The sequence below is a fragment of the Actinomadura sp. B10D3 genome, assembly GCF_039871695.1.
Classification (GTDB): domain Bacteria; phylum Actinomycetota; class Actinomycetes; order Streptosporangiales; family Streptosporangiaceae; genus Spirillospora; species Spirillospora madurae.
In genome coordinates, this window is the sequence record NZ_JBDPLY010000002.1 from 214,565 (window position 1) to 236,469 (window position 21,905).

At 72.4% G+C, this 21,905-nt stretch carries 22 protein-coding genes; 12 read left to right on the forward strand and 10 right to left on the reverse strand.

All coding sequences use genetic code 11. The features are described 5' to 3' along the window. Window positions 1-145 precede the first annotated feature (145 nt). The 3 genes from ABGB11_RS04185 to ABGB11_RS04195 all read left to right on the forward strand — a co-directional run bounded on the left by ABGB11_RS04185 (window position 146) and on the right by ABGB11_RS04195 (window position 7,370). Complete coding sequence (locus tag ABGB11_RS04185) at window positions 146-3,979, forward strand: replicative DNA helicase (protein ID WP_347628952.1); 3,834 nt, start codon at window positions 146-148, stop codon at window positions 3,977-3,979. A gap of 269 nt (window positions 3,980-4,248) precedes the next feature. Beyond that, on the forward strand, window positions 4,249-5,946 hold the full coding sequence (locus ABGB11_RS04190) for an NAD(P)/FAD-dependent oxidoreductase (protein WP_347628954.1): 1,698 nt from the start codon (window positions 4,249-4,251) through the stop codon (window positions 5,944-5,946). Then, window positions 5,943-7,370, forward strand: a complete 1,428-nt coding sequence (locus ABGB11_RS04195; RefSeq protein WP_347628956.1) for a hypothetical protein — start codon at window positions 5,943-5,945, stop codon at window positions 7,368-7,370. Before ABGB11_RS04190 ends, ABGB11_RS04195 begins: the two co-directional genes overlap by 4 nt. Before the next feature lie 3 nt (window positions 7,371-7,373). Here the strand turns inward: ABGB11_RS04195 and ABGB11_RS04200 are convergent, their stop codons facing one another. Further along, the gene (locus ABGB11_RS04200; protein ID WP_347628958.1) at window positions 7,374-7,946 is read right to left on the reverse strand and encodes a PadR family transcriptional regulator; all 573 of its coding nucleotides are present in this window, start codon (window positions 7,944-7,946) and stop codon (window positions 7,374-7,376) included. 189 nt (window positions 7,947-8,135) lie between these two features. Here ABGB11_RS04200 and ABGB11_RS04205 point away from each other — a divergent pair, with 189 nt between their 5' ends. Further along, window positions 8,136-8,546: a nuclear transport factor 2 family protein gene (locus tag ABGB11_RS04205; RefSeq protein ID WP_347628960.1), complete on the forward strand. Its 411-nt coding sequence runs from the start codon at window positions 8,136-8,138 to the stop codon at window positions 8,544-8,546. 6 nt (window positions 8,547-8,552) lie between these two features. Here the strand turns inward: ABGB11_RS04205 and ABGB11_RS04210 are convergent, their stop codons facing one another. Continuing rightward, on the reverse strand, window positions 8,553-9,074 hold the full coding sequence (locus ABGB11_RS04210) for a DinB family protein (protein WP_347628962.1): 522 nt from the start codon (window positions 9,072-9,074) through the stop codon (window positions 8,553-8,555). 27 nt (window positions 9,075-9,101) lie between these two features. Beyond that, a complete protein-coding gene (locus tag ABGB11_RS04215) occupies window positions 9,102-9,890 on the reverse strand; it encodes a DUF6081 family protein (RefSeq protein WP_347628964.1) in 789 nt (262 codons plus the stop codon). A 95-nt stretch (window positions 9,891-9,985) separates the two neighbouring features. On the opposite strand from ABGB11_RS04215, the gene ABGB11_RS04220 reads away from it, so the two are divergent. Both ABGB11_RS04220 and ABGB11_RS04225 read left to right on the forward strand, forming a co-directional pair. Beyond that, window positions 9,986-10,867, forward strand: coding sequence for a sigma-70 family RNA polymerase sigma factor (locus tag ABGB11_RS04220; protein ID WP_347628966.1), 882 nt, complete (start codon window positions 9,986-9,988; stop codon window positions 10,865-10,867). A gap of 47 nt (window positions 10,868-10,914) precedes the next feature. Further along, window positions 10,915-11,337, forward strand: coding sequence for an MmcQ/YjbR family DNA-binding protein (locus ABGB11_RS04225; RefSeq protein WP_347628968.1), 423 nt, complete (start codon window positions 10,915-10,917; stop codon window positions 11,335-11,337). Between the two features lie 9 nt (window positions 11,338-11,346). Here the strand turns inward: ABGB11_RS04225 and ABGB11_RS04230 are convergent, their stop codons facing one another. Both ABGB11_RS04230 and ABGB11_RS04235 read right to left on the reverse strand, forming a co-directional pair. Further along, window positions 11,347-11,856, reverse strand: coding sequence for a GNAT family protein (locus tag ABGB11_RS04230; protein WP_347628970.1), 510 nt, complete (start codon window positions 11,854-11,856; stop codon window positions 11,347-11,349). Between the two features lie 62 nt (window positions 11,857-11,918). Continuing rightward, window positions 11,919-12,374, reverse strand: coding sequence for a MarR family transcriptional regulator (locus ABGB11_RS04235; protein WP_347628972.1), 456 nt, complete (start codon window positions 12,372-12,374; stop codon window positions 11,919-11,921). A gap of 89 nt (window positions 12,375-12,463) precedes the next feature. Here ABGB11_RS04235 and ABGB11_RS04240 point away from each other — a divergent pair, with 89 nt between their 5' ends. After that, the gene (locus tag ABGB11_RS04240; RefSeq protein WP_347628974.1) at window positions 12,464-12,847 is read left to right on the forward strand and encodes a nuclear transport factor 2 family protein; all 384 of its coding nucleotides are present in this window, start codon (window positions 12,464-12,466) and stop codon (window positions 12,845-12,847) included. On the opposite strand, the gene ABGB11_RS04245 is transcribed toward ABGB11_RS04240, so the two are convergent. Beyond that, window positions 12,844-13,632 (reverse strand): SDR family NAD(P)-dependent oxidoreductase, encoded by a 789-nt coding sequence (locus ABGB11_RS04245; RefSeq protein WP_347628976.1) that lies wholly within the window; start codon window positions 13,630-13,632, stop codon window positions 12,844-12,846. The two genes, ABGB11_RS04240 and ABGB11_RS04245, sit on opposite strands and share 4 nt — an antisense overlap. A 54-nt stretch (window positions 13,633-13,686) precedes the next feature. Continuing rightward, window positions 13,687-14,463: an alpha/beta hydrolase gene (locus tag ABGB11_RS04250; RefSeq protein WP_347628978.1), complete on the reverse strand. Its 777-nt coding sequence runs from the start codon at window positions 14,461-14,463 to the stop codon at window positions 13,687-13,689. A 144-nt stretch (window positions 14,464-14,607) separates the two neighbouring features. On the opposite strand from ABGB11_RS04250, the gene ABGB11_RS04255 reads away from it, so the two are divergent. Beyond that, window positions 14,608-15,462 carry a helix-turn-helix transcriptional regulator gene (locus ABGB11_RS04255; RefSeq protein WP_347628980.1) on the forward strand — a complete coding sequence of 285 codons (855 nt, stop codon included), beginning with the start codon at window positions 14,608-14,610 and terminating at the stop codon, window positions 15,460-15,462. Between the two features lie 14 nt (window positions 15,463-15,476). Here ABGB11_RS04255 and ABGB11_RS04260 read toward each other — a convergent pair whose 3' ends face one another. Continuing rightward, the gene (locus ABGB11_RS04260; protein ID WP_347628982.1) at window positions 15,477-16,598 is read right to left on the reverse strand and encodes a class I SAM-dependent methyltransferase; all 1,122 of its coding nucleotides are present in this window, start codon (window positions 16,596-16,598) and stop codon (window positions 15,477-15,479) included. Window positions 16,599-16,615: 17 nt separating this feature from the next. Here ABGB11_RS04260 and ABGB11_RS04265 point away from each other — a divergent pair, with 17 nt between their 5' ends. Continuing rightward, window positions 16,616-16,984 carry a YrdB family protein gene (locus ABGB11_RS04265; protein WP_347628984.1) on the forward strand — a complete coding sequence of 123 codons (369 nt, stop codon included), beginning with the start codon at window positions 16,616-16,618 and terminating at the stop codon, window positions 16,982-16,984. A 5-nt stretch (window positions 16,985-16,989) separates the two neighbouring features. Here the strand turns inward: ABGB11_RS04265 and ABGB11_RS04270 are convergent, their stop codons facing one another. Together ABGB11_RS04270 and ABGB11_RS04275 are read right to left on the reverse strand one after the other, a co-directional pair. Next, window positions 16,990-17,712, reverse strand: a complete 723-nt coding sequence (locus ABGB11_RS04270) for a DUF4097 family beta strand repeat-containing protein (RefSeq protein WP_347628986.1) — start codon at window positions 17,710-17,712, stop codon at window positions 16,990-16,992. A gap of 186 nt (window positions 17,713-17,898) precedes the next feature. Further along, entirely contained in the window at window positions 17,899-18,411 is a 513-nt protein-coding gene (locus ABGB11_RS04275) for a nuclear transport factor 2 family protein (RefSeq protein WP_347628988.1), read from the reverse strand. Between the two features lie 111 nt (window positions 18,412-18,522). On the opposite strand from ABGB11_RS04275, the gene ABGB11_RS04280 reads away from it, so the two are divergent. The 3 genes from ABGB11_RS04280 (at window position 18,523) to dnaN (ending at window position 21,801) form a co-directional block, all read left to right on the forward strand. After that, the gene (locus tag ABGB11_RS04280; RefSeq protein WP_347628990.1) at window positions 18,523-19,995 is read left to right on the forward strand and encodes an AlkA N-terminal domain-containing protein; all 1,473 of its coding nucleotides are present in this window, start codon (window positions 18,523-18,525) and stop codon (window positions 19,993-19,995) included. A gap of 10 nt (window positions 19,996-20,005) precedes the next feature. Beyond that, a complete protein-coding gene (locus ABGB11_RS04285) occupies window positions 20,006-20,515 on the forward strand; it encodes a methylated-DNA--[protein]-cysteine S-methyltransferase (RefSeq protein ID WP_347628992.1) in 510 nt (169 codons plus the stop codon). Window positions 20,516-20,655: 140 nt separating this feature from the next. Further along, window positions 20,656-21,801, forward strand: a complete 1,146-nt coding sequence (gene dnaN, locus ABGB11_RS04290; RefSeq protein ID WP_347628994.1) for a DNA polymerase III subunit beta — start codon at window positions 20,656-20,658, stop codon at window positions 21,799-21,801. Window positions 21,802-21,905 lie beyond the last annotated feature (104 nt).

A 21,905-nucleotide genomic window follows, 5' to 3' on the forward strand; every position in this document is an offset into this window, starting at 1 on the left:
CTGCACAGGGAGTCCACAGGGTTGTCCACAGGCTGCTTTGCCCGCGGCGGCGCGGGGTCGGGAGAATGTCGGACGCGTCAGGTAGACGTGAGGTGAACGGGTCGGCGACGGGGCGGACGGCGACCACGAGAATGGGGGTGCGGCGGTGAGCGTGGCGGACATCGGCCCGCAGGACCACGATTTCGAGCGCACCCCTCCCCACGACATCTCGGCGGAACAGGGCGTCCTCGGCGGCATGCTGCTCTCCCCGGACGCGATCGCCGAGGTCGTCGAGCTGCTGCGCACCCCCGACTTCTACCGTCCCGCGCACCAGATCATCTACGACGTCATCCTCGACCTGTACGGCCGCGGCGACCCGGCCGACGCCGTCACCGTCGCCGGCGAGCTCACCAAGAACGGCGAGATCGGCCGCATCGGCGGCGCCCCCTACCTGCACACGCTGATCTCCCTGGTGCCGACCGCGGCCAACGCCGGGTACTACGCGAAGATCGTCCACGAGCGGGCGATCCTGCGCCGCCTGGTCGAGACCGGCACCCGCATCGTCCAGATGGGCTACGCCGCCGACGGCGCCGACGCCGACGAGGTCCTCGACCGCGCCCAGGCCGAGGTCTTCGCGATCGCCGAGAAGCGCGCCGGCGAAGACTACGTCGCCCTGTCGGAGATCATGCCGGGCGCATTGGACGAGATCGAGGCGATCGGCAGCCGCGGCGGCCAGATGGTCGGCTGCCCCACCGGCTTCGCCGACCTCGACGCCCTCACCAACGGCCTCCACCCCGGGCAGATGATCGTGGTCGCCGCGCGGCCCGCGATGGGGAAGGCCCTGAGCCTCGACGTCGCGCTCCCGACCCCGTCCGGGTGGACGACCATGGGAGAGGTGTCGGTCGGCGACCACCTGATCGGCGCCGACGGCAGGCCGACCCGCGTCGTCGCCGCGACCGAGGTCATGCACGGCCGTCCCTGCTACGAGATCGAGTTCTCGGACGGCGAGGTCATCGTCGCCGACGCCGAGCACCAGTGGCGGACCACGAGGTCCGGCGCCGCCTCGCCTCGCTGGGGCGACTTCTCCGGCCGGACGGCGTCTCCCGCGCGCGCCCTCGCCGGCCGGTGCGGCACACCCGGCCGCGTCCCGACGGCGGTCCGGCATGGCGACACCGCGCGCTGGGACGAGTTCGTCCAGCGCTTCCGCGGACAAGCCCGGGGGCACGCACCGACGCCCGGTCGGCGCCGCCTTCCGGGCAAGCACGGCACGGCCACCTCCGCGGACGAGCCCGTTCCCCCGCTCACCGGGGGCCCGCGGATCCGGACGACCGACCAGATCCACGCGACGCTCCGGCACGAGGGGCGTCCGGCCCACACCGTCGAGGTCGCCGCCGCCTTCGACCTGCCCGAGGCCGACCTGCCCGTCGCCCCGTACGTCCTCGGCGTGTGGCTCGGGGCCGGAGACGAGGACGAGGCCCGCATCACCTGCCTCGACGGCGAGGTCATCGCCCGGGTCGAGGCGGCCGGTCAACACGTCGTCGCGGAACCGATCCCCGGCTGCCACCTCCTGCCCGGCCTGCGTGAACGGCTCGCCGGCCTCGGCCTCCTGGACGGCGCGCACATCCCGGCGGCGTACCTGCGGGCGTCCGCGGCCCAGCGCCGGGCGCTGCTCGCCGGGATCCTCGACGTCGCCGGCCACCTGTCCGGTGACGGGCGCGTCGACGCGGTCTTCTCCAGCGCCCGGCTCGCCGGCGAGGTGCGCGAGCTCGTCCTCAGCCTCGGCCACCCCGCCGAGCTGACCGCCGACCCGGCCGGGGAGCCCCTGTCCGAGCCGATGCACCAGGTCGGCTTCACGCCGCGCGAGCCGGTGTTCCGGCTGGCGCGGAAGGCGGCCCGGCAGCGCGGCATCGTCCACCCGGGCGCGCCGGTGCGGCACATCGTGGACGTGCGGCCGGTCGAGAGCGTGCCCGTCCGCTGCGTGCAGGTCGACAACGCCGACCACCTGTACCTGGCGGGCCGTTCCTGCATCCCCACGCACAACTCGACGCTCGCCCTCGACTTCGCCCGCGCCGCGTCCATCAAGCACGGCCTGACCTCGGCGTTCTTCAGCCTGGAGATGGGGCGCAACGAGATCACGATGCGGCTGCTGTCCGCCGAGGCGCGGGTGGCGCTGCACGCGATGCGCTCCGGCACCATGCAGGACGAGGACTGGACGCGCCTCGCCCGCCGCATGAGCGAGGTGGCCGAGGCGCCGCTGTTCATCGACGACTCGCCGAACATGTCCATGATGGAGATCCGCGCGAAGTGCCGCCGTCTCAAGCAGCAGCACGACCTGCGGCTCGTCATCATTGACTACCTGCAGCTGATGACGTCCGGCAAGCGGGTGGAGAGCCGCCAGGTCGAGGTCTCGGAGTTCTCCCGGTCGCTGAAGCTGCTCGCGAAGGAACTGGGCGTCCCGGTCATCGCGCTGTCACAGCTCAACCGAGGCCCCGAGCAGCGAACCGACAAAAAGCCCATGGTGTCCGACCTGCGCGAATCGGGGTGTGTTACGTCCTCCACCCGGATCATGCGCGCGGACACCAACGAAGAAGTCACCATAGGTGATCTGGTCGCGGACGGTTCCCGGGATATTCCCGTGTGGGCTCTCGATGAACGATTGAAGTACGTGCCGCGCACCATGACGCACGCGTTCTCCAGCGGACGCAAAGAAGTGTTCCGCGTGCGGCTGGCCTCTGGCAAGGAGGTCGAGGCGACGGCCAACCATCCATTTCTCACCTACGCCGGCTGGACGGCTCTCAGCGACCTGAAGCCGGGGTCCCGTGTCGCCGCGTCCAGGCATGTGCCGCCTCCTCTCCAGCAGGAGAGCTGGCCTGAAGACCGCGTTGTCCTGCTTGCACACCTCATCGGGGACGGTTCTTTCGTCAAGCGTCAGCCGATTCGCTATGCCAGTAGAGACGAAGCCTGCTTGCAGGCTGTCACCCGTGCGGCTGAGCATTTCGGTATCAGCGCGGTCCGGGACGAGTATGAGGCCGCACGCGTCACGACGCTCCGTCTACCGGCGCCCTACCGGCTGACTCATGGTCGGCGAAACCCGATCGCGGAGTGGCTCGACGAGTTGGGTCTGTTCGGGCTGCGTTCGCATGAGAAATTCGTCCCGGGGCAGGTGTTCAGCCTCCCCAAGGAGCAGGTGGCGCTTTTTCTCGCGCATCTCTGGGCCACTGACGGCTGCGTTCACTGGGACGCTGAGCGGGAGCAGTGCCGGCTCTACTACGCCTCAACGAGCAAGCCCCTTGTTGATGATGTGTCGCGACTGCTTCTGCGGTTCGGCATCCTGTCCCGTATCAAGACGGTGAGGAAGGGCAATTACCGGCCCGGCTACCAGCTCCATATCTACGGTGCGGAGAATCAGCTCGCGTTCTTCAGTGCGGTCCAGGTGCCCGGGGAGCGTGGACTCAAGGCGGTGTCCGCCCTGCGAAGCTTGCAGGGAAAACGGCCGAACACGAACCTCGACACCATCCCACGTGATGTTTGGGACGACGTCAGGACGATACTCGTGGATCGGGGCATGAGCCATCGCGAGTTCTCCGCGGCCATAGGGACGCAGTTCTGCGGCAGCGCCTTGTGGAAGCGTTCGCCGAGCCGGGCGCGCCTCGGCCGGGTGGCGACGGTTCTCGACTGCTCCGATCTGGAGTTGTTGAGCGTCAACGACGTCTTCTGGGATGAGATCGTCGAGATCGAAAGTATCGGCGAGCAAGAGGTCTACGACGCGACGGTGATGGGCCTTCATAATTTTGTTGCGAACGGAATAGCCCTGCACAACAGCATCGAGCAGGACGCGGACATGGTGATCCTGCTGCATCGCGAGGACGCCTACGAGAAGGAGTCGCCGCGCGCCGGTGAGGCCGATCTGATCGTGGCCAAGCACCGCAACGGCCCGACCGCCACCGTCACGGTCGCCTTCCAGGGCCACTACAGCCGCTTCGTCGACATGGCCCAGTAGCCCCTCCCACCAGCTCACTCCCCGCCCACCAGCTCACCCCCACCCACCACGCACGCCGCCCCGCTGGCGATCGTTGCGGGCGGCGGGGGTGGCCGGGGGCGGTCATCGCGGGGTGAACCGGGGTGGGGCGGGAAGACGTACGTCGGGGTGAGGGCCGCGGGGGCGGGGCTCGCCTTCTCACGGGTGGTGGCGGGCCTTCGGGTCTCGTGGTCCTTTGCGGGCGGGGGCGAGCGGGCGACCCTGCCTCGGCGGGGGACGGGTGATGCGGCATGTGGCTGCGGGAGCACGGGCCTACGGCGCCGGGTGACGGTGCGAGGCTGCTGGTCGGGATGGCGAGCGGGGCGGTGTCGGGGCTCGCGGTCGGCGGGCTGATGGCGTGGCAGGACCTGCTGGCGGGGCACGGGACGTACGGGTGGGCGGTGTTCGCCGTGTACGCGGCGGTCACCGGTGAGCTGCTCGGCGGGTTCGTGGGGCGGCGGCCGTCCGGGCCGGCGGTGTCGGCGGCGGGCGGGCTGCTGCTCGGGCTGCTCGGCTGGGCGTTCTGGTGGCTGACGGTGGATCCCCTGATCCAGGGGACGGCGCCGACGTGGTCGATCGCGGCGGCCACGGCCGTGTATCCGGAGCTGGTCGGCTCCCTGTTGCAGGGGACGATGGCCGGGCTGCTCTTCCACGCCGCCGTGCGGCGCTTCGCTGATCGGCCCGCCAGGGAGAGGCCGCGGTCGCCGCGGGTGGTGATCGTCGGGGGCGGGTTCGGCGGTGTCGGGGCCGCGCGCCGGTTCGAGCGGCTGAACCTGCGGGGGCATCGGATCGACGTGACGCTGGTCAGCGACTCCAACCACCTGCTGTTCACGCCGATGCTGGCGGAGGTCGCCTCGGGCGGGCTGGAGGAGCGGCACATCACCTCGCCGGTGCGCGCGGCCGTGGCGCACACGCGGTTCCGGCACGGGCGGGTGGCCGAGGTGGACGCGGCGCGGCGGGTCGTCCGGCTGGAGGCGGGCGAGGCGCTGCCGTACGACCATCTGGTACTGGCCGTCGGGTCGGTTCCCCATTTCCCGGATTCGCCGGGCGTGGCGGAGAACGCGTTCACGTTGAAGTCGCTGCCGGATGCGGTGCGGCTGCGGGACCGGGTGCTGATGCTTCTGGAGCGCGCTGACCAGGAGGAAGATCCCGCTGAGCGGGCCCGGCTGCTGACGTTCGTGGTGGCGGGCGGCGGGTTCGCCGGGACGGAGATCGTCGCCGAGCTGTACGACCTGACCCATGACGTGCTGCATTTCTATCCCGGCATCGATCCGGGCGAGCCGCGTTTCGTGCTCGTCCACTCGGGGGCCCGCGTCCTGCCTGAGCTGTCGGATCGGCTCGGGGAGTACGCGCAGGGGAAGTTGAGGGCGCGCGGGATCGAGTTCCGCCTCGGTGTCCGGGTGGCCGCCGCGGGTGCCCGGGACGTGCGGCTCAGCGATGGGGCGGTGATCCCGGCGGGGACGTTCGTGTGGACGGCGGGCAACCGGCCGAGCCCGCTCGCCGGCGCCGGGCCGGTGCCCGTGGACCGGACGCTGCGGGCGTTCGGGCTGGACGGGGTCTGGGCGATCGGCGACTGCGCGCGGATCCCGGCGCCGGACGGTTCGCCGTACCCGCCGACCGCCCAGCACGCGGCGCGGGAGGGGCGGGCCGTGGCCGACAACATCGCGGCGGTGCTGAAGGGGCGCAGGCCGGCGCCGTTCCGTTTCCGGACGCTGGGCGTGTTCGTCGCGCTCGGCCATCGCACCGCGGCCGGGCAGATCCGCGGGCGGCCGTTCTCCGGGTTGAGCGCCTGGCTGCTGTGGCGCGGCATCTACCTGGCCAAGCTGCCCGGCATCGACCGCCGGGTCCGGGTCCTGCTCGACTGGGGGCTCGACCTGGTGTTCCCCCGCGACATCGTGGTCACCGGCCCGTCCGCCGAGGCGCCGGTGCCCGCACGGGGCGTCCGGTGACGGCCCGCGCCGGCCTGGCGGCGGTCCCCGCGCCGGGCGTGCTGCGGGGCGCGTGGACGGGCGGTGCCGCGGGGCTCGCCGGAGGTCTGGTGCTCGGGGCGGCGATGCGGTCGCTCGGCATGCTGCCGGCCGTCGCGGTGCTCGCCGGGTCGGGGTCGCCGGGCGTCGGGTTCGCGCTGCACATGGCGATCTCGGTGCTGGTCGGCGCCGGGTTCGGGCTGCTGGCGGTGCGGCAGCGGATCCGGTCGAGCGAGCTGGTGTTCTGGGGGCTGGCGTACGGGGTGTTCTGGTGGTTCCTCGGGACGCTGACGCTGCTGCCGCTGCTGACCGGCGTCCCGATGACGTGGAGCCTCGCGAGCGCGCAGGCGGCGATGCCGAGCCTGCTCGGCCACCTGTACTACGGCGGGATCACCGCGGTCGGGTTCGCGCTGCTGCACCCGGACGGCCGGTTCGCGGTCAAGGACCATCTGCGGCCGAGGCCGCTGCTGCGCGGGCTGATCGCCGCCGGGATCGTCGCGGGCGTCCTCGCCCTGGCGTTCGGGGGGCGGGTCGGCTGGCTTCCCGCCGTGGCCGTGGTCATGGGCGCCGGCTACCCGCTGGTGTTCACCGGACGTCCCGAGGGGACGGGCCCGGCGCTCGTCCGCGGCACCGCGTACGGGTTCCTGTGGTGGGTCGCGGCCGACCTGACGCTGGTGCCGCTGGTGCAGGACGGCGCGCTCGGCTGGTCCCAGGCGGCGGTGGCGGAGGAGGCGGCGAGGCTGCCGGCGTACCTGCTGGCCGGTGCGGGCATCGCGGCCGTCTTCGGCTGGCTCGGGGCGCTCGCCCGCGGCCTGTTCGTGGACGACGTCCGGCTCCTGCCCCGCGGCGCCGGGACGCGCGGGCTGCGGGCCGTCGGCTACGGCGCGCTGGCGGGGCTCGCCGGCGGTGTCGTGTTCGGCGTGCTGTGGGGGAGCGTGGACGCGCTGCCGACCGTCGCCCGGCTGGTGGGGGCGCGCGGCGCCGGGGCCGGCTGGGTCGTGCATCTCGTGATCGCGCAGGTCATCGGGGTGTCGTACGCGCTGTTCTTCCGCGGACGGAGCTACGACCTCGTGTCCGGGGTCGGCTGGGGGCTGTCGTACGGGTTCCTCTGGTGGGTGCTCGGGGCGCTGACGCTGCTGCCCGTCCTGCTGGGCCAGCCGCCGAGGTGGGAGGCCGCGGCGATCGCGGCGGCGTTCGCGAGCCTGATCGGGCACCTCGCCTACGGCGCCGGGCTCGGCACCGTGTACGCGTGGCTGGAGCATCGGGAGAACCCGTGGTGGGTGGCGCGCAGCGACGTCGAGGCCGTCCGCGCGACCGCCCGGCGGGAGCAGGTGCTCGGCTCGGCGCCCGCGCTGTGGACGCTGACCGTCCTGATCGCGCTGGCCGTCCCGGTGATGGTGGCCTGACGCCTACTCCGCGCGGACGCGGGACTCGGCGCGCCGTTCGAGGATGGCCAGGGTCTCCTGGCACCAGCGGGCGTTCTCGCGCTCGAACGCCATGCCGCGCATCAGCGTGAGGTAGGGGCCGATGCGTTCGGCGGTGGCGAGGTGCTCCTCCTCGGTGCGGCCGTTCAGGAACCGGGCGCGGATCCGCTCGAAGCGGGCGATCTTCGATTCGGCCCAGGTCAGCTTTTCGCGGAGGGCGGCCATGACGGCCTGGACGTCTCCCGCGTCCACCGCCTGGACCTGCACCATCAGCTCCTCGCGGATGGCGCCCGGGCGGGGCGGTCTCGCGGTGAACTCGTGCAGCGCGCGGCGGCCGGCGTCGGTGAGGGAGAAGAGGCGCTTGTTGGGGCGGCGTTCCTGCTGGACGACGCGCGCGCGGATCAGGCCTTCGGCCGCCATCCTGTCCAGTTCCCGGTAGAGCTGCTGGGGAGTCGCCATCCAGAAGTTGGCCACTCCGGCGTCGAAGCTCTTCGAGAGGTCGTATCCGGAGGCCTCGCCCTCCAGGAGCGTGGCCAGGACCGCGTTCCGCAACGACATGTGCCCGAGCGTACTGCCCGCAGGTGGACATCACGGCCATTAATCGCGTGTGCTCTGGGGGGCGCCCCCCACACCCTCCGGGTATGTGTATGTGACCGTCCACACGGCACAGATCGCTGGCGATCTGCCCTGCTCAAAGATACTGTTATTCGCACCTATTCAACTTGTTTAATATGGGGGTGTGCGCGCATGCATCCGTTCCGGCGGGCCGTGGAAGCCGGTGACATTTCGGCGGTCGAGGGACTGTTCGCCGACGACGCGGTGTTCACCAGCCCGGTGGTGTTCAAGCCGTACCACGGCAAGGCGATCACGGCGGCGATCGTCCGCGGCGCCGCGCGGGTGTTCCAGGACATCCACTACGTGCGGGAGATCGTCAGCCCGGACGGCCGCGACCTCGCCCTCATGTTCAAGGCGACCGTGAACGGCCGCCAGGTGCACGGCTGCGACTTCCTGCACCTCGACGAGAGCGGCCTCATCGACGACCTCACCGTCATGGTGCGGCCCCTGTCGGCGGCGACCGAGGTGGCCCAGGCCATGGGCGCCGAGTTCGAGCAGATCCAGCGCGAGGCCGCGCAGACCCCGGTCACCGAGCCGCAGTAGGGCGCGCTACTCGCCGGTGGTGCCGTCGACGGCCTCGCGCAGCAGGTCCGCGTGGCCGTTGTGGCGCGCGTACTCCTCGATCATGTGGAGGTACACCCAGCGGAGCGTCAGCGTGCCGCCGTCCCGGCCGGAGAACTCCTCGTCCAGCGAACGCCCCGCCGCCGTCGCGCGCGCCAGCTCGACCTCGCGGGCGTAGGTGGCGAAGTCGGCCTCGGCGCCGTCCGGGTCGCCGAGGTCGAAATCGCCGTCCGGATGCTCCTCGTCGCAGTAAAGGTCCACTGCCGAGGTGTCTTTTCCGAACCTGTTGCGGAACCACCATCGCTCGTTCTCGGCGAGGTGGCGCACGAGGCCCAGCAGGCTCAGGCTCGTGCTCGGCAACGGCTTGGCCGCGAGTTGTTCGCCGTTCAGCCCGGCGCATTTGAGCAGGAGGGTGCGCCGGTGAAAGTCGAGAAAGGCTTCGAGGGACGTCGATTCGTCGGCTGCGGCGGGGAAACCGCCGCGCTCCACTTCGGGAGCCGTCCAGATCATGCAGCGATCCTCGTCCTATGAGGGCTCTTACTCAACGGAATTAACGCTCGGGCGGGACGCGAGCATGCGGGTTCCGTGCGTGCGGAAGTCACGCCAGCGGGCGTTCAGGCCCTGGCCCTGGAGAGAGCGGCTGCGGCCGTCGCGGGGCGGCAGCATCGTCCAGATGCCGAACCCGATCTGGACGCGGTCCGGGACGAACGTGCCGGGGGTCTCGTACACGGTGTGCCCATCGACGCGCCAGGTCGCGGTCGACGCGCTCCGGTCGAGCGTGATCTCGCACGTCCGGAGCCGGGTGAAGTCGTCGTCGAAGTCCTGGTACGGCGACTTGGCGACGTGGTAGAACGGCCGGTCCGCTCCCCAGGCGCCGAGCTGCTCGTGCAGCGCCAGCACGCGCGTGGACGTGCCGCAGACGGCGAACACGCGCTTGCTCACGTCGAAGTCGAAGACGTGGAAGGCGGCCATGCCCAGGCGGTAGTCCCCGGGGTCGCCGCCGACGTTCTCGACCGCGAGGTCGACGGCGAACGTCGCGGGCCGGTCCGGGGGCACGTCGAACGAACGCGTCGAGAACACGAGGTACTTCGCGCTGTCGGCGGGCTGGAACGTGTCGTCCGACACCGAGAAGCGCGGGATCGCCACCCGCACCTCGCCACCGCCGACCACCGTCTCCGCGCCCGGGTCGATCGCGACGTGCACCCCGCCCTCCGGACGCGGCAGGTGCACCGGGCCCCAGAACGCGGCGTCGAGCTCCGGTCCCCCGAGCCCGCCGTACGTGACGAATCCGTTCCGGACCTCGACGGACATGCGATCGGTCGTCATGATCGTTCCCCCTTCGGTTACCCTCTCAACGGACAGACCCCCGGTGGCATGCAGATGTGACGCCGCGCCCGGCGTCCGGAACGGGTCCGCGGCATATGGACGAGAGCGACCGGCTGGCGGCGCGGTTCGAGGAGCACCGGCCCCGGCTGCGGGCCGTCGCCTACCGGCTGCTCGGCTCCGGGAGCGAGGCCGACGACGCCGTCCAGGAGGCGTGGATCCGGCTCAGCCGCTCCGACGCCGCCGCGATCGGCAACCTCGAGGCCTGGCTGGTCACCACGGTCGGCCGCGTCGCGCTGAACATGCTCCGCGCGCGCAGGACGCGCCGCGAGGAGCCGCTCGGCGCCCACCTGCCCGACCCGGTCTTCGGCCGCGTGGACGGCCCCGACCCGGAGCGCGAGGCCCTCCTCGCCGATTCCGTCGGGGTCGCGCTGCTCGTCGTCCTGGAGACCCTTACCCCGGCGGAGCGGCTCTCCTACGTCCTGCACGACATGTTCTCCGTCCCGTTCGACGAGATCGCCGGGATCATCGGCCGGTCGCCCGACGCGGCGCGCCAGCTGGCCAGCCGCGGCCGCCGCCGCATCCGCGACGCCGGGACGGCACCCGGCACCGGCGCGGCCGCTCAGGAGGAGGTCGTCAGGGCCTTCCTCGCGGCGGCGCGGGAGGGCGACCTCGGCGCCCTCGTCGCCGTCCTCGACCCCGGCGTGGTGGTGCGCGAGGACGGCGGCACCGGCACGCTCGTCGAGGTCCGCGGCGCCGAGAACGTCGCCCGCAGGGCGCGGAGCGTCACGCGGCTCGGCCTCGACGCGTGGCCCGCGCTCGTCAACGGCGGCGTCGGCTGGGTGTCCGAACTCGGCGGGGAGCCCTTCGCGGTCGCCGCCGTCATCACGCGGGACGGGCGCATCGCGGCGATGGACATCCTTCGCGACCCGGAACGACTCGCCCGCCTCGACCTCGCGAGCCTCCGGCCGCGCCCGTGACGGCCCTCGGATGGTCCTGAGCCCGCGACCGCGCCTACGCTGCGGGTATGCCTGGAGAGGACCGTCCGGCCCGGGTCGAGGACGTGCACGACCTGGGCATGCCCCATGTCACGGTCGAGCGCGCGTCGGGCGGCAACCCCGTCTACCAGGTCGGGGGCAAGTCGTTCGTGTTCTTCCGCAACCCCCGTCCCGACGCGGTCGACCCCGAGACCGGCGAGCGCTACCCGGACGTGATCGTGTTCTGGGTGCCGTCGGAGTCCGACAAGCAGGCGCTGGTCCAGGACGAGGCGTCCCCGTTCTTCACGACGCCGCATTTCAACGGCCACCGCTCGGTGCTGCTGCGGGGAAGCCGGATCGGTGAGCTCACCCTGCGGGAACTCACCGAGGTCGTCCAGGACGCGTGGCTCTCCAGGGCGTCGCGGCGGCGGGCCGAGGCATGGCTGCGCGAACATCCCGCCCCGCAGGGCTAGCCCCGAATTTCAGCGGGCCGGGCGGTCGAAGATGAGTTCGCGCCCGTCCTCCTCGTCCCACTGCTCGCCGATGAAGGTGAAGCCCTGGCCGGCGATCGTGGCGAGGGACGCCTGGTTGTCGGGGCTGATCGTGGCGCGGACGGTGGTGACGGACGGGTCGGCGGCGGCGCGTTCCTGGAGGGCGGCGAGCATCGCGCGGGCGTAGCCCTTGCGGCGGTGGGCCGGGTCGACGGAGTAGGCGATCGTGACCGTGCCGTTCTCGGGCGCTCCGTGGAATCCGGCGTGGCCGACGACGTGGCCGTCCGGTTCCGCGACGGCGGCGCGCACGATCCACGGGGCGTGGGACGGGTCGCGCGCGATCTGGTCCAGGCGGAAGCACCAGAGCGACTTCGCCTCGTCGGTGGTGAAGTAGTCGGTGAGGGCGACGCCGGCGGCGGTGCTCGCCTTCGCGAGGTCTCCGTCCAGCAGTGCCGTCATCGCGGCGGGCGGCAGTTCGACGAGCCGGAGAACGGGTGGCACAGGCGCCTCCTTGAGCGGGGGGCGCCAAGCCTATGGCCGGGTTTCCGGTGGTCGCGACCGGTTTATCCGGCCTTCGCGTGGTGGTCGGCGAGGCGGGTGAGCAGTGCGGTGAACTGCTCGCGTTCCGCCGAGGACAGCGGGGCGAGGAGGTCGTCCTGGATGCCGGCGAGCACCTCGTCCAGCTCGCGGAGGTGGCGGGCGCCGTCCGCGGTGAGCGTGATGACGTTGCGGCGCCGGTCGGACGGGTCGGGGGAGCGGTCGACCAGGCCCTTGGCGGCGAGCTCGTTCAGCGCGGCGACGACGTCGCTGCGGTCGATGCCGGTGGTGCGGCCGAGGGCGGCCTGGCTGGACGGGCCGTACTCGTGGAGGGCGGCGAGCAGCCGGTAGTGGTAGCCGCGGGCGCCGGCGGCGGCGAAACCCGCGCCGACCAGGCGGTGGCTCTGCGCGGCGACCAGGTTGATCAGCCAGCTCGCGGCGTGCCGGAGGCGCGCGGGCGTCCGCGCTTCGGCCGTCATCATGGCGTCCACTCTAGCGGGTTGTTGGCGTCGCCAACGGTATGTAATGTTGGTGGAGCCAATATTGGTGTCGCCAATGAATGGAGTCCGTCATGGACGATCGTCAGCAGCTCTCCGCGCTGGTCAGCCGCCTTGGGCGGTGGCTGGACGACAAGAGTCCGGGCGACGGGCGCGCCCTCTTCACCGAGGACGCGGAGGCGCACACCCTCGGCGGCGTCTCCCAGGGGGTGGACGCCCTCGTCGCGCAGGCTCGCCGCAACCACCAGGTGCCGACCCAGCACTTCATCACCGATCCGCTGGTCGACGTGGACGGCGACCGCGCCGAGGTCAGCGCGAACCTGCTCGTCGTCTTCGCCCACGAGGGCGGGCCGCGCCTGCTGGGCGAGCGCTACGAGCTGGAGGCCGCGCGGACGCGGGACGGCTGGCGCATCTCCCGCGTCCAGGCCCGCGCCGTCTGGGACGTGGAGCTCGCCTAAGGCGAGGTGAGCTCGTCCGAGAGGGCCTTCAGGCGGACGCGGGCCTCGGTGTCGTAGGCCTGGGCGTCGGCGCGCGCTTCCCGGAGGCCGTTGAAGAACCGGCCGGACACCTCGTCCAGGGCCGGGTCCGTGACGAGGCGGTGGGTCGCCCGCACCCCCTCCTCCAGGGTGCTGATGGGCGTGGAGACCATCTTGGTCGGCATGTAGGTGGCCGGGTGCAGGGCGTTCGCGGTGACGCCCGTCCCGGCGAGCTCCCCGGCGAGGTCGATCGTGAAGAGGATCTGGGCGAGCTTGCTCTGGCGGTACGCCCGCATCCCGCTGTACCCGCGGGTGATCATGACGTCGTCGAAGTCGATCGCCTCCTGGCCGAGGCTGCTGACGTTGACGATCCGGGCCGGCGCGGACGCGACGAGGGCCGGCAGCAGCAGCCGGGTGAGCAGGTAGCCGGACAGGTAGTTCACCTGGAACGTCAGCTCGTGGCCGTCCGCGCTCTCCTGGCGCGGGCCGTCGTTGCCGATGCCGGCGTTGTTGACGAGCACGTCCAGGCGCGGGTGGTCGGCGCGGACGGCCTCGGCCAGGGCGCGGGTCTCGGCGAGCGACGCGAGGTCGGCCCGGTACCAGGAGGCGCGGCCGCCGATCTCCTGGAGGGTCGCCTTGCCGCGCTGGTCGTCCCGTCCGTGGACGAGGACCGTGGCGCCTTCGGCGGCGAGTTCGGCGGCCATGGCGCGACCGAGGCCGTCGGTCGCGCCCGTGATGAGGATGGTCTGCTGGCCGATGGGACGCATGGTTCCCATGGTGCTCGACGCCCGCGCCCGCTGACAGGGGCGGCCGGGCTCCGGCTAGGCGCGGTCCAGGAAGTCCCGGACGAGCTTGGTGAACTCGTCGGGGCGCTCCGCCATCGCCACGTGCCCGGTGTCGAGCTCGGCGTACTCGCTGCCGCGGATGGCCGCGTGCAGCTCCCGGTGGTTCTCGACCGGGATCACCTGGTCGCGCGTTGCACCGACGACCAGGGTGGGCGCCGCGATCCTGGGCAGCAGCGCCCGGATGTCGAGCCGCCGGACGAGGTCGACGTGGCGCAGCACCCCGTCCGTGGGCCGCATGAACGCGGTCGCCTGCTCGACCGCCTCGTGCCCGATCTGGTTGAGGAACTGGCGGCTGTAGGAGGTCATCGTGGCGAACCGCCCGAAGGTTCCGGCGTCGCCGCCGAGGGCCGCCCAGGTGGTCATGTACTGCTGCACGTACTCGTCGCCCGCGTGGGTCAGGCCCGCGACGGGGACCAGCCGCCGGACGAGGTCCGGGCGCAGCGCCGCCGCGGCGGCCGCGGTCGGGGCGCCGAGCGAGAAGCCGACGATGTCGGCGGGGCCCGTCCCCGCGTCCTCGATCACCGCGTTGACCTGGGCGGCGAGCGCCTCGATGGTCAGCGGGGAGCCGTCGTCCTCGGCCGGGTCGCTGCCCGCGAGGTCGGGCAGCACGACGGTGCGGTGGCCGGTGAAGCGGTCGAGCAGGGCGTCCCACATGATCGAGCCGGGCCCGGCGCCGTGCACCAGGACGAGAGCGGGCCCCTGACCCTCGACGCGGTAGGGGATGTGCGCGTTTCCAACGGTGAGCTTCGGCATGGCCGGTCGTCCTTTCACGTCGTTCCGTACGTCTCCGACGCTGCCAGCGCTCGGCCGCCAAGAGGAGTGGACCGCTTTGGCTAGGACAACCGATCCCAGTCTCAGCCCTACGGACATACCGGGAGGACCGGGAATCATGGGGGTATGGAGATGGACCGGAAGGAGCTCGCCGACTTCCTCCGCCGTTCCCGGGAGCGGCTCCGCCCTCAGGAGGTCGGGCTGACGGCGGGCCCGCGGCGCCGCACCCCGGGGCTGCGCCGCGAGGAGGTGTCGCAGCTCGCGGGCATGTCCGCGGACTACTACATGCGCCTGGAACAGGCCCGGAGCCCACAGCCGTCCACCCAGCTCCTGGGCGCCCTGGCCCGCGCGCTGCGGCTGACCGCGGACGAGCGCGACCATCTGTACGTCCTCGCCGGGCACCGCCCGCCCGGCGGACCGTTCGAGGGCGACCACGTCCGGCCGGGCCTGCTGTACCTGCTGGACCGGCTGCACGAGACGCCCGCGCAGCTCGTCGGCGACCTCGGCGATCTGCTGGCGCAGAACGCGCTCGCCGAGGCCCTCTTCGGATGCGTGTGCACGGTCGAGGGCGCCGACCGGAACATCGTGTGGCGGTGGTTCACCGACCCGTTCGTCCGGGAGGCGTACCCGGAGGAGGAGCACGAGCCGCACGGCCGCCGGCTCGTCGCCCACCTGCGCGCCGCCGTCGCCCGCCGCGGCCCCGACCCTGTGGCGTCCGCCCTGGTGGGACGGCTGCACGCGGCCGGCGCGGAGTTCACCCGGCTGTGGAACCTGCACGAGGTCGCCGTCCAGCGGAGCTGCCGGATGAAGGTGCAGCACCCGGAGATCGGCCTCATCGCGGTCGACATGGAGGCCCTGCTGACCCCTTCCGAAGACCAGCGCCTCTTCGTCTACACCCCGCCGCCGGGAACGGGCAGCATCGACGCCCTCGAACTCCTGCGCGTCGTCGGCCCGGATACCGCCCACCGCAGCCACGTCTGACCTGGCCCCGGGCGTCAGTGGGGGGTCAGCCGCCAGAGGGACGTCGTTTCGGCGGCTCGGGCGGCGTGGAGGGGGTCGTCGGGGTCGGTGGCCCGCGGATGGCGCGGCCTGGTGTCGAGCCTGCCGGCGACCTTCAGGCCGGACACCTCGAACAGCGCAAGGAGCTCGTCCCGCGTCCGGAGGCCCAGGTGCTCGGCGAGGTCGGACAGGATGAGCCAGCCCTCGCCGCCCGGTTCGAGATGGCCGGGCAACCCGGACAGGAAGCCGCGCAGCATCCGGCCACCCGGGTCGTAGACGGCGTGTTCGAGGGGTGAGCTCGGCTTCGCCGGCACCCAGGGCGGATTGCAGACGATAAGCCCGGCGCGTCCGTCCGGGAACAGGTCGGCCTGGACGACTCGCACGTCCACCTTCAGGCGGTCGAGGTTCTCCCGGGCGCAGGTGAGCGCACGCGGGTCCTGGTCGGTGGCGACGACGTGGCCGACACCGCGGCGCGCCAGGACGGCCGCCAGGACGCCCGTTCCGGTCCCCACGTCGAAGGCCGTGGTCGCCGCCGGCAGCGGCGCCTCGGCGACCAGGTCCACGTACTCGCCTCTGACCGGGGAGAAGACCCCGTAATGCGGGTGTATGCGGTCGCCGCCCAGCGCGGGGATCGGGACGCCCTTGTGGCGCCATTCGTGGGCGCCGATCAGCCCGAGCAGTTCGCGCAGCGAGGTGACGTAGGGCTGGTCGTCCGGGCCGTAGGCCTCCGTACAGGCGTCCTGCACATCTGGTGCACGGCGCAGCGGAATGACGTGGTCAGGATCGAACGGTATGAGCACCATGCCGAGCGTCCGCGCGCGCTGGGCGCGGGCCTGCCGGTAGAGGTGGAACGCCTGTACCTGGGACGGTTCCGGCTTGTTGCGCCGCCTGCGCGGCGGACGGTCGATCCGGCGCGCCATCGCCGTGAGCAGTTGGCGCGCGTTCTGGAAGTCGCCGCGCCACAGCAGCGCGGTGCCTTCGCAAGCCAGACGGTACGCGTCGTCCGCGCGCGTCTCGTCGCCGGCGACCACCACGCGCTGGGGCGGCGGCGCGCCGCTCTCCGATCGCCAGCGGATGCGATGGTCCCGGCCGCCCTCCCGCCAGGAGATCACGTCCACGGCAGTACCGTAGCGGTGTGCGTCTACCTGGGCCATTGCACGTCCTGAACGAGGGCCTCGCCTTCCTCCTGGAGATCGCGGCCATCGCCGCCCTCGCGTGGTGGGGTTTCACGACCGGTGAGAACGTCCTGGTCGGCGCCGTCCTCGGGGTCGGGGCACCGGTGGCGGCGATGGTCCTCTGGGGCCTGTTCGCGGCGCCGCGCGCTCGGTTCACGGTCGCGCTGCCGTTCGTCCTTCTCGTGAAGGCCGCCGTGTTCGGCGCCGGCGCGCTGGCCCTGTACGGCGTCGGCCACCCGGCCGCGGCGGTCGGCTTCGCCGTGGTCGCGCTCCTCAACACCGCGCTGGCGGCCGTGGACCGCGAGGCCCATTTCCGCGCGGCAGGGTGAGGCGGCTACGCGGCGGTCTTCGTCGTGATGTCGCCGTTGTCGGTGCGCAGGTCGAGCAGGTAGGGGGCGGACGCGTCGTTCGGGACGTCGATGTCCCGGTCGCCGTTGCCGGTGTGCGAGGTCACGCGGTACCGGCCCGCGGGGACGGTGACCTTGATTTCGCCGTTGTCCGTCTCAGCGCGGAGGTTCTGGGCCTTGACGGGCGTGAGGTGCACATCGCCGTTGTCCGTCTTCACGTCGATGCCGGTGCCCTTGAGCCCGCGACCCTCGATCGCGCCGTTGTCCGTCCTCGCCTTGACCGGCCCGCCGACCTCGCGCAGGTGGATCGAGCCGGAATCGGCCGACACGTTCACCGCGCCCACCCGCGACAGGTGGATGGACCCGCTGTACGCCTTGCCGGACACCGGGAGGCCCGCCGGGAGGTCCACCGTGTAGCGCACCGAGCAGCGTGAGCCACAGCCGCGCAGCTTCAGCACACCGTTCTCGACCCGGTACGACAGGCCTTCAGGCCGATCACCCCGGTACTTGACGGACCGGCGCAGGGACGCCTTGGACGACCCGCCGTTCAGGGTCACCCGCCCCGATCCGATGTCCAGCTCCACCGAAGTGATCTTGCCCTGCAACGTCGCGCCGTCCTCGAAGGTGGTGGACGCGAAGGCCACATCGCATGCGCTGAGCGCGATCACGCTGGCTCCGGCCAGGGCGAGGGCGGAAAGTCGGCGGTGCACGGGAGACCTCCTGGTCGGTGCGGGTTGATCGCTGCCGAGCCTAAGAAGGCGGGTCCCGGATGGCCGTCACGCCAGGGAGCCGGCTTCGTCCTCATCCCCAAGGGGTTGATCATGATTCCCGGAGTAGTACGAACGGGTGGACGGCCGGCCGGTGGGGTACTGCGCCGGCCGTCCGGGCGCCGTGCGTCAGGCCGGGACCTTGTCGAGGAAACCGGTCACGCGGTCGAAGCGGCCGTCGTCGCCGAAGGTCGCCACGTCGAACCCGACCGCGATCGCCTCGCCGCCCTCGGGGCCGAGCTCCCAGGTGAAGCGGGCCACGTTGTGGTGGGCGTCCACGGCCCCCGCGGGACGGAACACCAGCCCGGGGAACTGCTGCTGCGCGGCACCGACGAACGCGTCGATCGCGTCGCGTCCCTCGGCCACGCCGAGCGGGTCGACGTAGACGGGGTTCTCCGTCCACAGCTCGTCGATCGCGGCGCGCCGCGCGGCCGGGTCGGTCTCGTTCCAGATGGCCAGGTAGCGTTCGACCCGCTGCTGAACGTCGCTCATCATGACTCCCGTTTCTCGATCGTCCGGGACGGTCCGTCCCTGCGCCCACCACGGTGCCAACGGGACGGCCGGAGATCGATTACCTGGGACGTCATCGTGCACCATCAGGAACGCGGCGCGGACGGCCGGATCCTCGCCCGGGTCGGCCACACCCGCCTCCAAGGGAACCGGAGCCGGGGTAAGTGGACGCTCAGAACGTCCGCAACGATGATGTCGGATTTTCGCCAGTGAACCGGCCCGACCATCGGTGATGCTGGAGCAATGCACGAGGACGTGGAAAGGTGCGTACGGGCCGTCCAGTCGAAGGACGCCCGTTTCGACGGCTGGTTCTTCACCGGGGTGGTGACCACCGGCATCTACTGCCGGCCCAGTTGCCCCGTCGTCCCGCCCAAGCGGGAGAACATGCGCTTCTACCCGAGCGCGGCCGCCGCCCAGCAGGCGGGGTTCCGTGCCTGCAAGCGGTGCAGGCCCGACACATCCCCGGGCTCCCCCGAATGGAACCACCGGGCGGACGTCGTCGCGCGGGCGATGCGCCTCATCGCCGACGGCGTCGTCGACCGCGAAGGCGTCCCCGGGCTCGCCGCACGGCTCGGCTACAGCGACCGCCAGATCGAACGTCAACTCAACGCGGAACTGGGCGCCGGTCCGCTCGCCCTGGCGCGGGCCCAGCGCGCGCAGACGGCTCGGCTCCTCATAGAGACGACGCCCCTCCCGATGGGGGACGTCGCGTTCGCCTCGGGGTTCTCCAGCATCCGCTCCTTCAACGACACGGTCCGCGAGGTGTTCGCGCTCACGCCGACCGCTCTGCGGGACCGGGTCGCGAAGGGCCAGCCGCCCGCCGGTTCGGGGACGCTCTCGCTGCGCCTTCCCTTCCGCGCGCCGCTCTGCCCCGACAACCTCTTCGGGCACCTCGCGGCCACCGGCGTCCCGGGCGTCGAGGAATGGCGGGACGGCGCGTTCCGCCGCACCCTGCGCCTGCCGCACGGCCACGGCATCGCCGCCCTCAGCCCCCGTCCCGACCACGTCGCCTGCACGCTCCGCCTCAGCGACCTGCGCGACCTCACCATCGCGATCAGCCGCTGCCGGTGGATGCTCGACCTGGACGCCGACCCCGTCGCCGTGGACGACCTGCTCCGCGCCGACCCCGCCCTGGCGCCGCTGGTGGGCAAGGCGCCCGGACGGCGCGTCCCGCGCACCGTCGACGCCGCGGAGTTCGCGGTCCGGGCCGTCCTCGGGCAGCAGGTGTCGACGGCCGCGGCCCGCACCCACGCGGCGCGCCTGGTCACCGCCCACGGCGAGCCCGTGGACGACCCGGACGGCGGGCTCACGCACCTCTTCCCGACCCCGGCCGCCCTGGCCGAGCTGGACCCGGAATCCCTCGCCTTCCCGAGGACGCGCCGCACCACCATCACGACCCTCGTCGACGCGCTCGCCAGCGGAGAGATCGACCTCGGTGTGGGGAGCGACTGGGATGAGGCCCGCGCGCGCTTGTCCGCCCTGCCCGGCTTCGGTCCGTGGACCGTCGAGACCATCGCGATGCGCGCACTCGGCGACCCGGACGCCTTCATCCCCGGCGACCTCGGAATCCGCGCCGCCGCCAAGACGCTCGACCTCCCCGCCACACCGGCGGCCCTTACGCGCCGCGCCGCCCGATGGCGCCCGTGGCGGGCCTATGCCGTCCAATACCTGTGGGCCACGGGCGACCACGCCATCAACCTGCTTCCCGCGAGCTGAAGGAACCTCTGTGGAACGAACACATGTCGTCATCGACAGCCCTGTCGGTCCGCTCACGCTGGTCGAGACCGACGGCGCTTTGTCCGGCCTCTACATGGAGATGCAGCGGCACCGCCCGCCGGCCGAAACCTTCGGTGCGCCGGGCGATCCCGAGAGCGAACCGTTCGCGACCGTCGCCGAACAGCTCGCCGCGTACTTCGCGGGCGAACTGACCGCGTTCGACACGCCGCTCCGCCTCCACGGCACGCCGTTCCAGCAGCGCGTCTGGGACGCCCTCCAGGAGATCCCCTACGGCGAGACCACCACGTACGGCGAACTCGCCGTGGAGATCGGCAGCCCCTCGGCGTCCCGCGCGGTCGGCCTCGCCAACGGGCGCAACCCGGTCGGCGTCATCGTCCCGTGCCACCGCGTCGTCGGCTCCACCGGCTCCCTCACCGGCTACGGAGGCGGCCTCGACCGCAAGCGCTACCTCCTCGACTTCGAGCGCAAGAACCGCGCTACCGAGGACGCCCTGTTCTGACGCGCCGCGGCACCCCCGCGAGCCGGCCACCGGCGCAGCCGTGCTCGCGAGACGCGTGCGTTTCCCTCGTGCGAGGGAATGTCAGAGGCGCGGGTTACCGTGCGGAACATGGCCGTCCAACCCCGGAAAGGCTGATCGAGGTGGAGTTCCGAATCGACCGCCAGACGTTCGCCGACGCGGTGGCGTGGGCGGCGCGGACCCTCCCGGCGCGCCCCGCCCTCCCCATCCTCGCGGGCATGCTCATCGAGGTCACCCGCGAGGGCGAGCTGACCGTCGCGGGGTTCGACTACGAGGTGTCCGCCCACGCCCGGGAGGACGCCGCCGTCGCCGAGCCGGGCCGCGCCCTGGTCCCCGGCCGGCTGCTGGCCGACATCGTCCGGAACCTCCCGCAGGAGCCCGTGGACGTCGTCATGAAGGGCACCGAGGTGGTCGTGCGCTGCGGCCCCGCCGAGTTCGGCCTCCAGACGCTCCCCGTCGAGGACTACCCCACCCTCCCCGACCCGCCCGCCCGCGCCGGGACCCTCCCCGGCGACCTGTTCGCCACCGCCGTCGCCCAGGTCACCCCGGCCGCCGGGCGCGACGACACGCTCCCCATGCTCACCGGCGTCCGGATCGACATCGAGGGCGACACGATGTGGCTCGCCTGCACCGACCGGTACCGCATCGCCGCCCGCGAGCTGACCTGGTCCCCCGACGACCCCGGCTTCACCGCCGGCGTCGTCGTCCCCGCCCGCACCCTCGCCGACACCGCCAAGGCGATCCGGCGCGGCGCGGAGGTCGCCATCGACCTCGGCGGCACCGCCGACACACTCATCGGCATCGCGGGCGGCGGCCGGAGCATGACCAGCCGCCTCCTCGACGACCAGTACATCAACTACCGGTCCCGCCTCACCGGCACCTGGACGTCCGTCGCCGAGGTCCGCGTCGCCCCGTTCGTCGAGGCCATCAAGCGCGCCGCCCTCGTCACCGAGCGCGGCACCCCGATCCGGCTGGCGTTCACCGACGGCGAGGTCCGCCTCCGCGCCGCCACCGGCGACTCCGCCCGCGCCAACGAGAGCGTCGCCGCCGACCTCACCGGCGACGACATCGATATCGCGTTCGCCCCCCAGTACCTCCTGGACGGCCTCGCCGGCATCGACACCGAGACCGCCCGCCTCGAATGCGCCGGCCCCACCAAGGCCGCCCTCCTCACCGGCATCCCCGACAAGAAGGACGACGAGCCGGAGCCGGCCGAGTCCGACACGGGCTACCGCTACCTGGCCATGCCCGTCCGCCTCACGTCCTGAGCCGAGCGGGCGGCCTCCAGGCCGGTCAGTGCATCGAGCGTTCGTCCGGCGGTGAGGCGTCCTCTGGCCCCGGTCCCTCCCTGGGCGAGCGCGGTTCCCTCGGC

Bases quoted from the DNA above. Each gene is read 5' to 3' on its own strand.
- ABGB11_RS04235 (WP_347628972.1), bottom strand. From the start codon at position 12,374: ATGATGACGGCCGAAGCGCGGACGCCCGCGCGCCTCCGGCACGCCGCG.
- ABGB11_RS04255 (WP_347628980.1), top strand. From the start codon at position 14,608: ATGGAGATGGACCGGAAGGAGCTCGCCGACTTCCTCCGCCGTTCCCGG.
- ABGB11_RS04205 (WP_347628960.1), top strand. From the start codon at position 8,136: ATGCATCCGTTCCGGCGGGCCGTGGAAGCCGGTGACATTTCGGCGGTC.
- ABGB11_RS04210 (WP_347628962.1), bottom strand. From the start codon at position 9,074: ATGATCTGGACGGCTCCCGAAGTGGAGCGCGGCGGTTTCCCCGCCGCA.
- ABGB11_RS04245 (WP_347628976.1), bottom strand. From the start codon at position 13,632: ATGCGTCCCATCGGCCAGCAGACCATCCTCATCACGGGCGCGACCGAC.
- ABGB11_RS04190 (WP_347628954.1), top strand. From the start codon at position 4,249: ATGTGGCTGCGGGAGCACGGGCCTACGGCGCCGGGTGACGGTGCGAGG.
- ABGB11_RS04200 (WP_347628958.1), bottom strand. From the start codon at position 7,946: ATGTCGTTGCGGAACGCGGTCCTGGCCACGCTCCTGGAGGGCGAGGCC.
- ABGB11_RS04280 (WP_347628990.1), top strand. From the start codon at position 18,523: ATGCACGAGGACGTGGAAAGGTGCGTACGGGCCGTCCAGTCGAAGGAC.
- ABGB11_RS04220 (WP_347628966.1), top strand. From the start codon at position 9,986: ATGGACGAGAGCGACCGGCTGGCGGCGCGGTTCGAGGAGCACCGGCCC.
- ABGB11_RS04250 (WP_347628978.1), bottom strand. From the start codon at position 14,463: ATGCCGAAGCTCACCGTTGGAAACGCGCACATCCCCTACCGCGTCGAG.
- ABGB11_RS04225 (WP_347628968.1), top strand. From the start codon at position 10,915: ATGCCTGGAGAGGACCGTCCGGCCCGGGTCGAGGACGTGCACGACCTG.
- ABGB11_RS04240 (WP_347628974.1), top strand. From the start codon at position 12,464: ATGGACGATCGTCAGCAGCTCTCCGCGCTGGTCAGCCGCCTTGGGCGG.
- ABGB11_RS04215 (WP_347628964.1), bottom strand. From the start codon at position 9,890: ATGACGACCGATCGCATGTCCGTCGAGGTCCGGAACGGATTCGTCACG.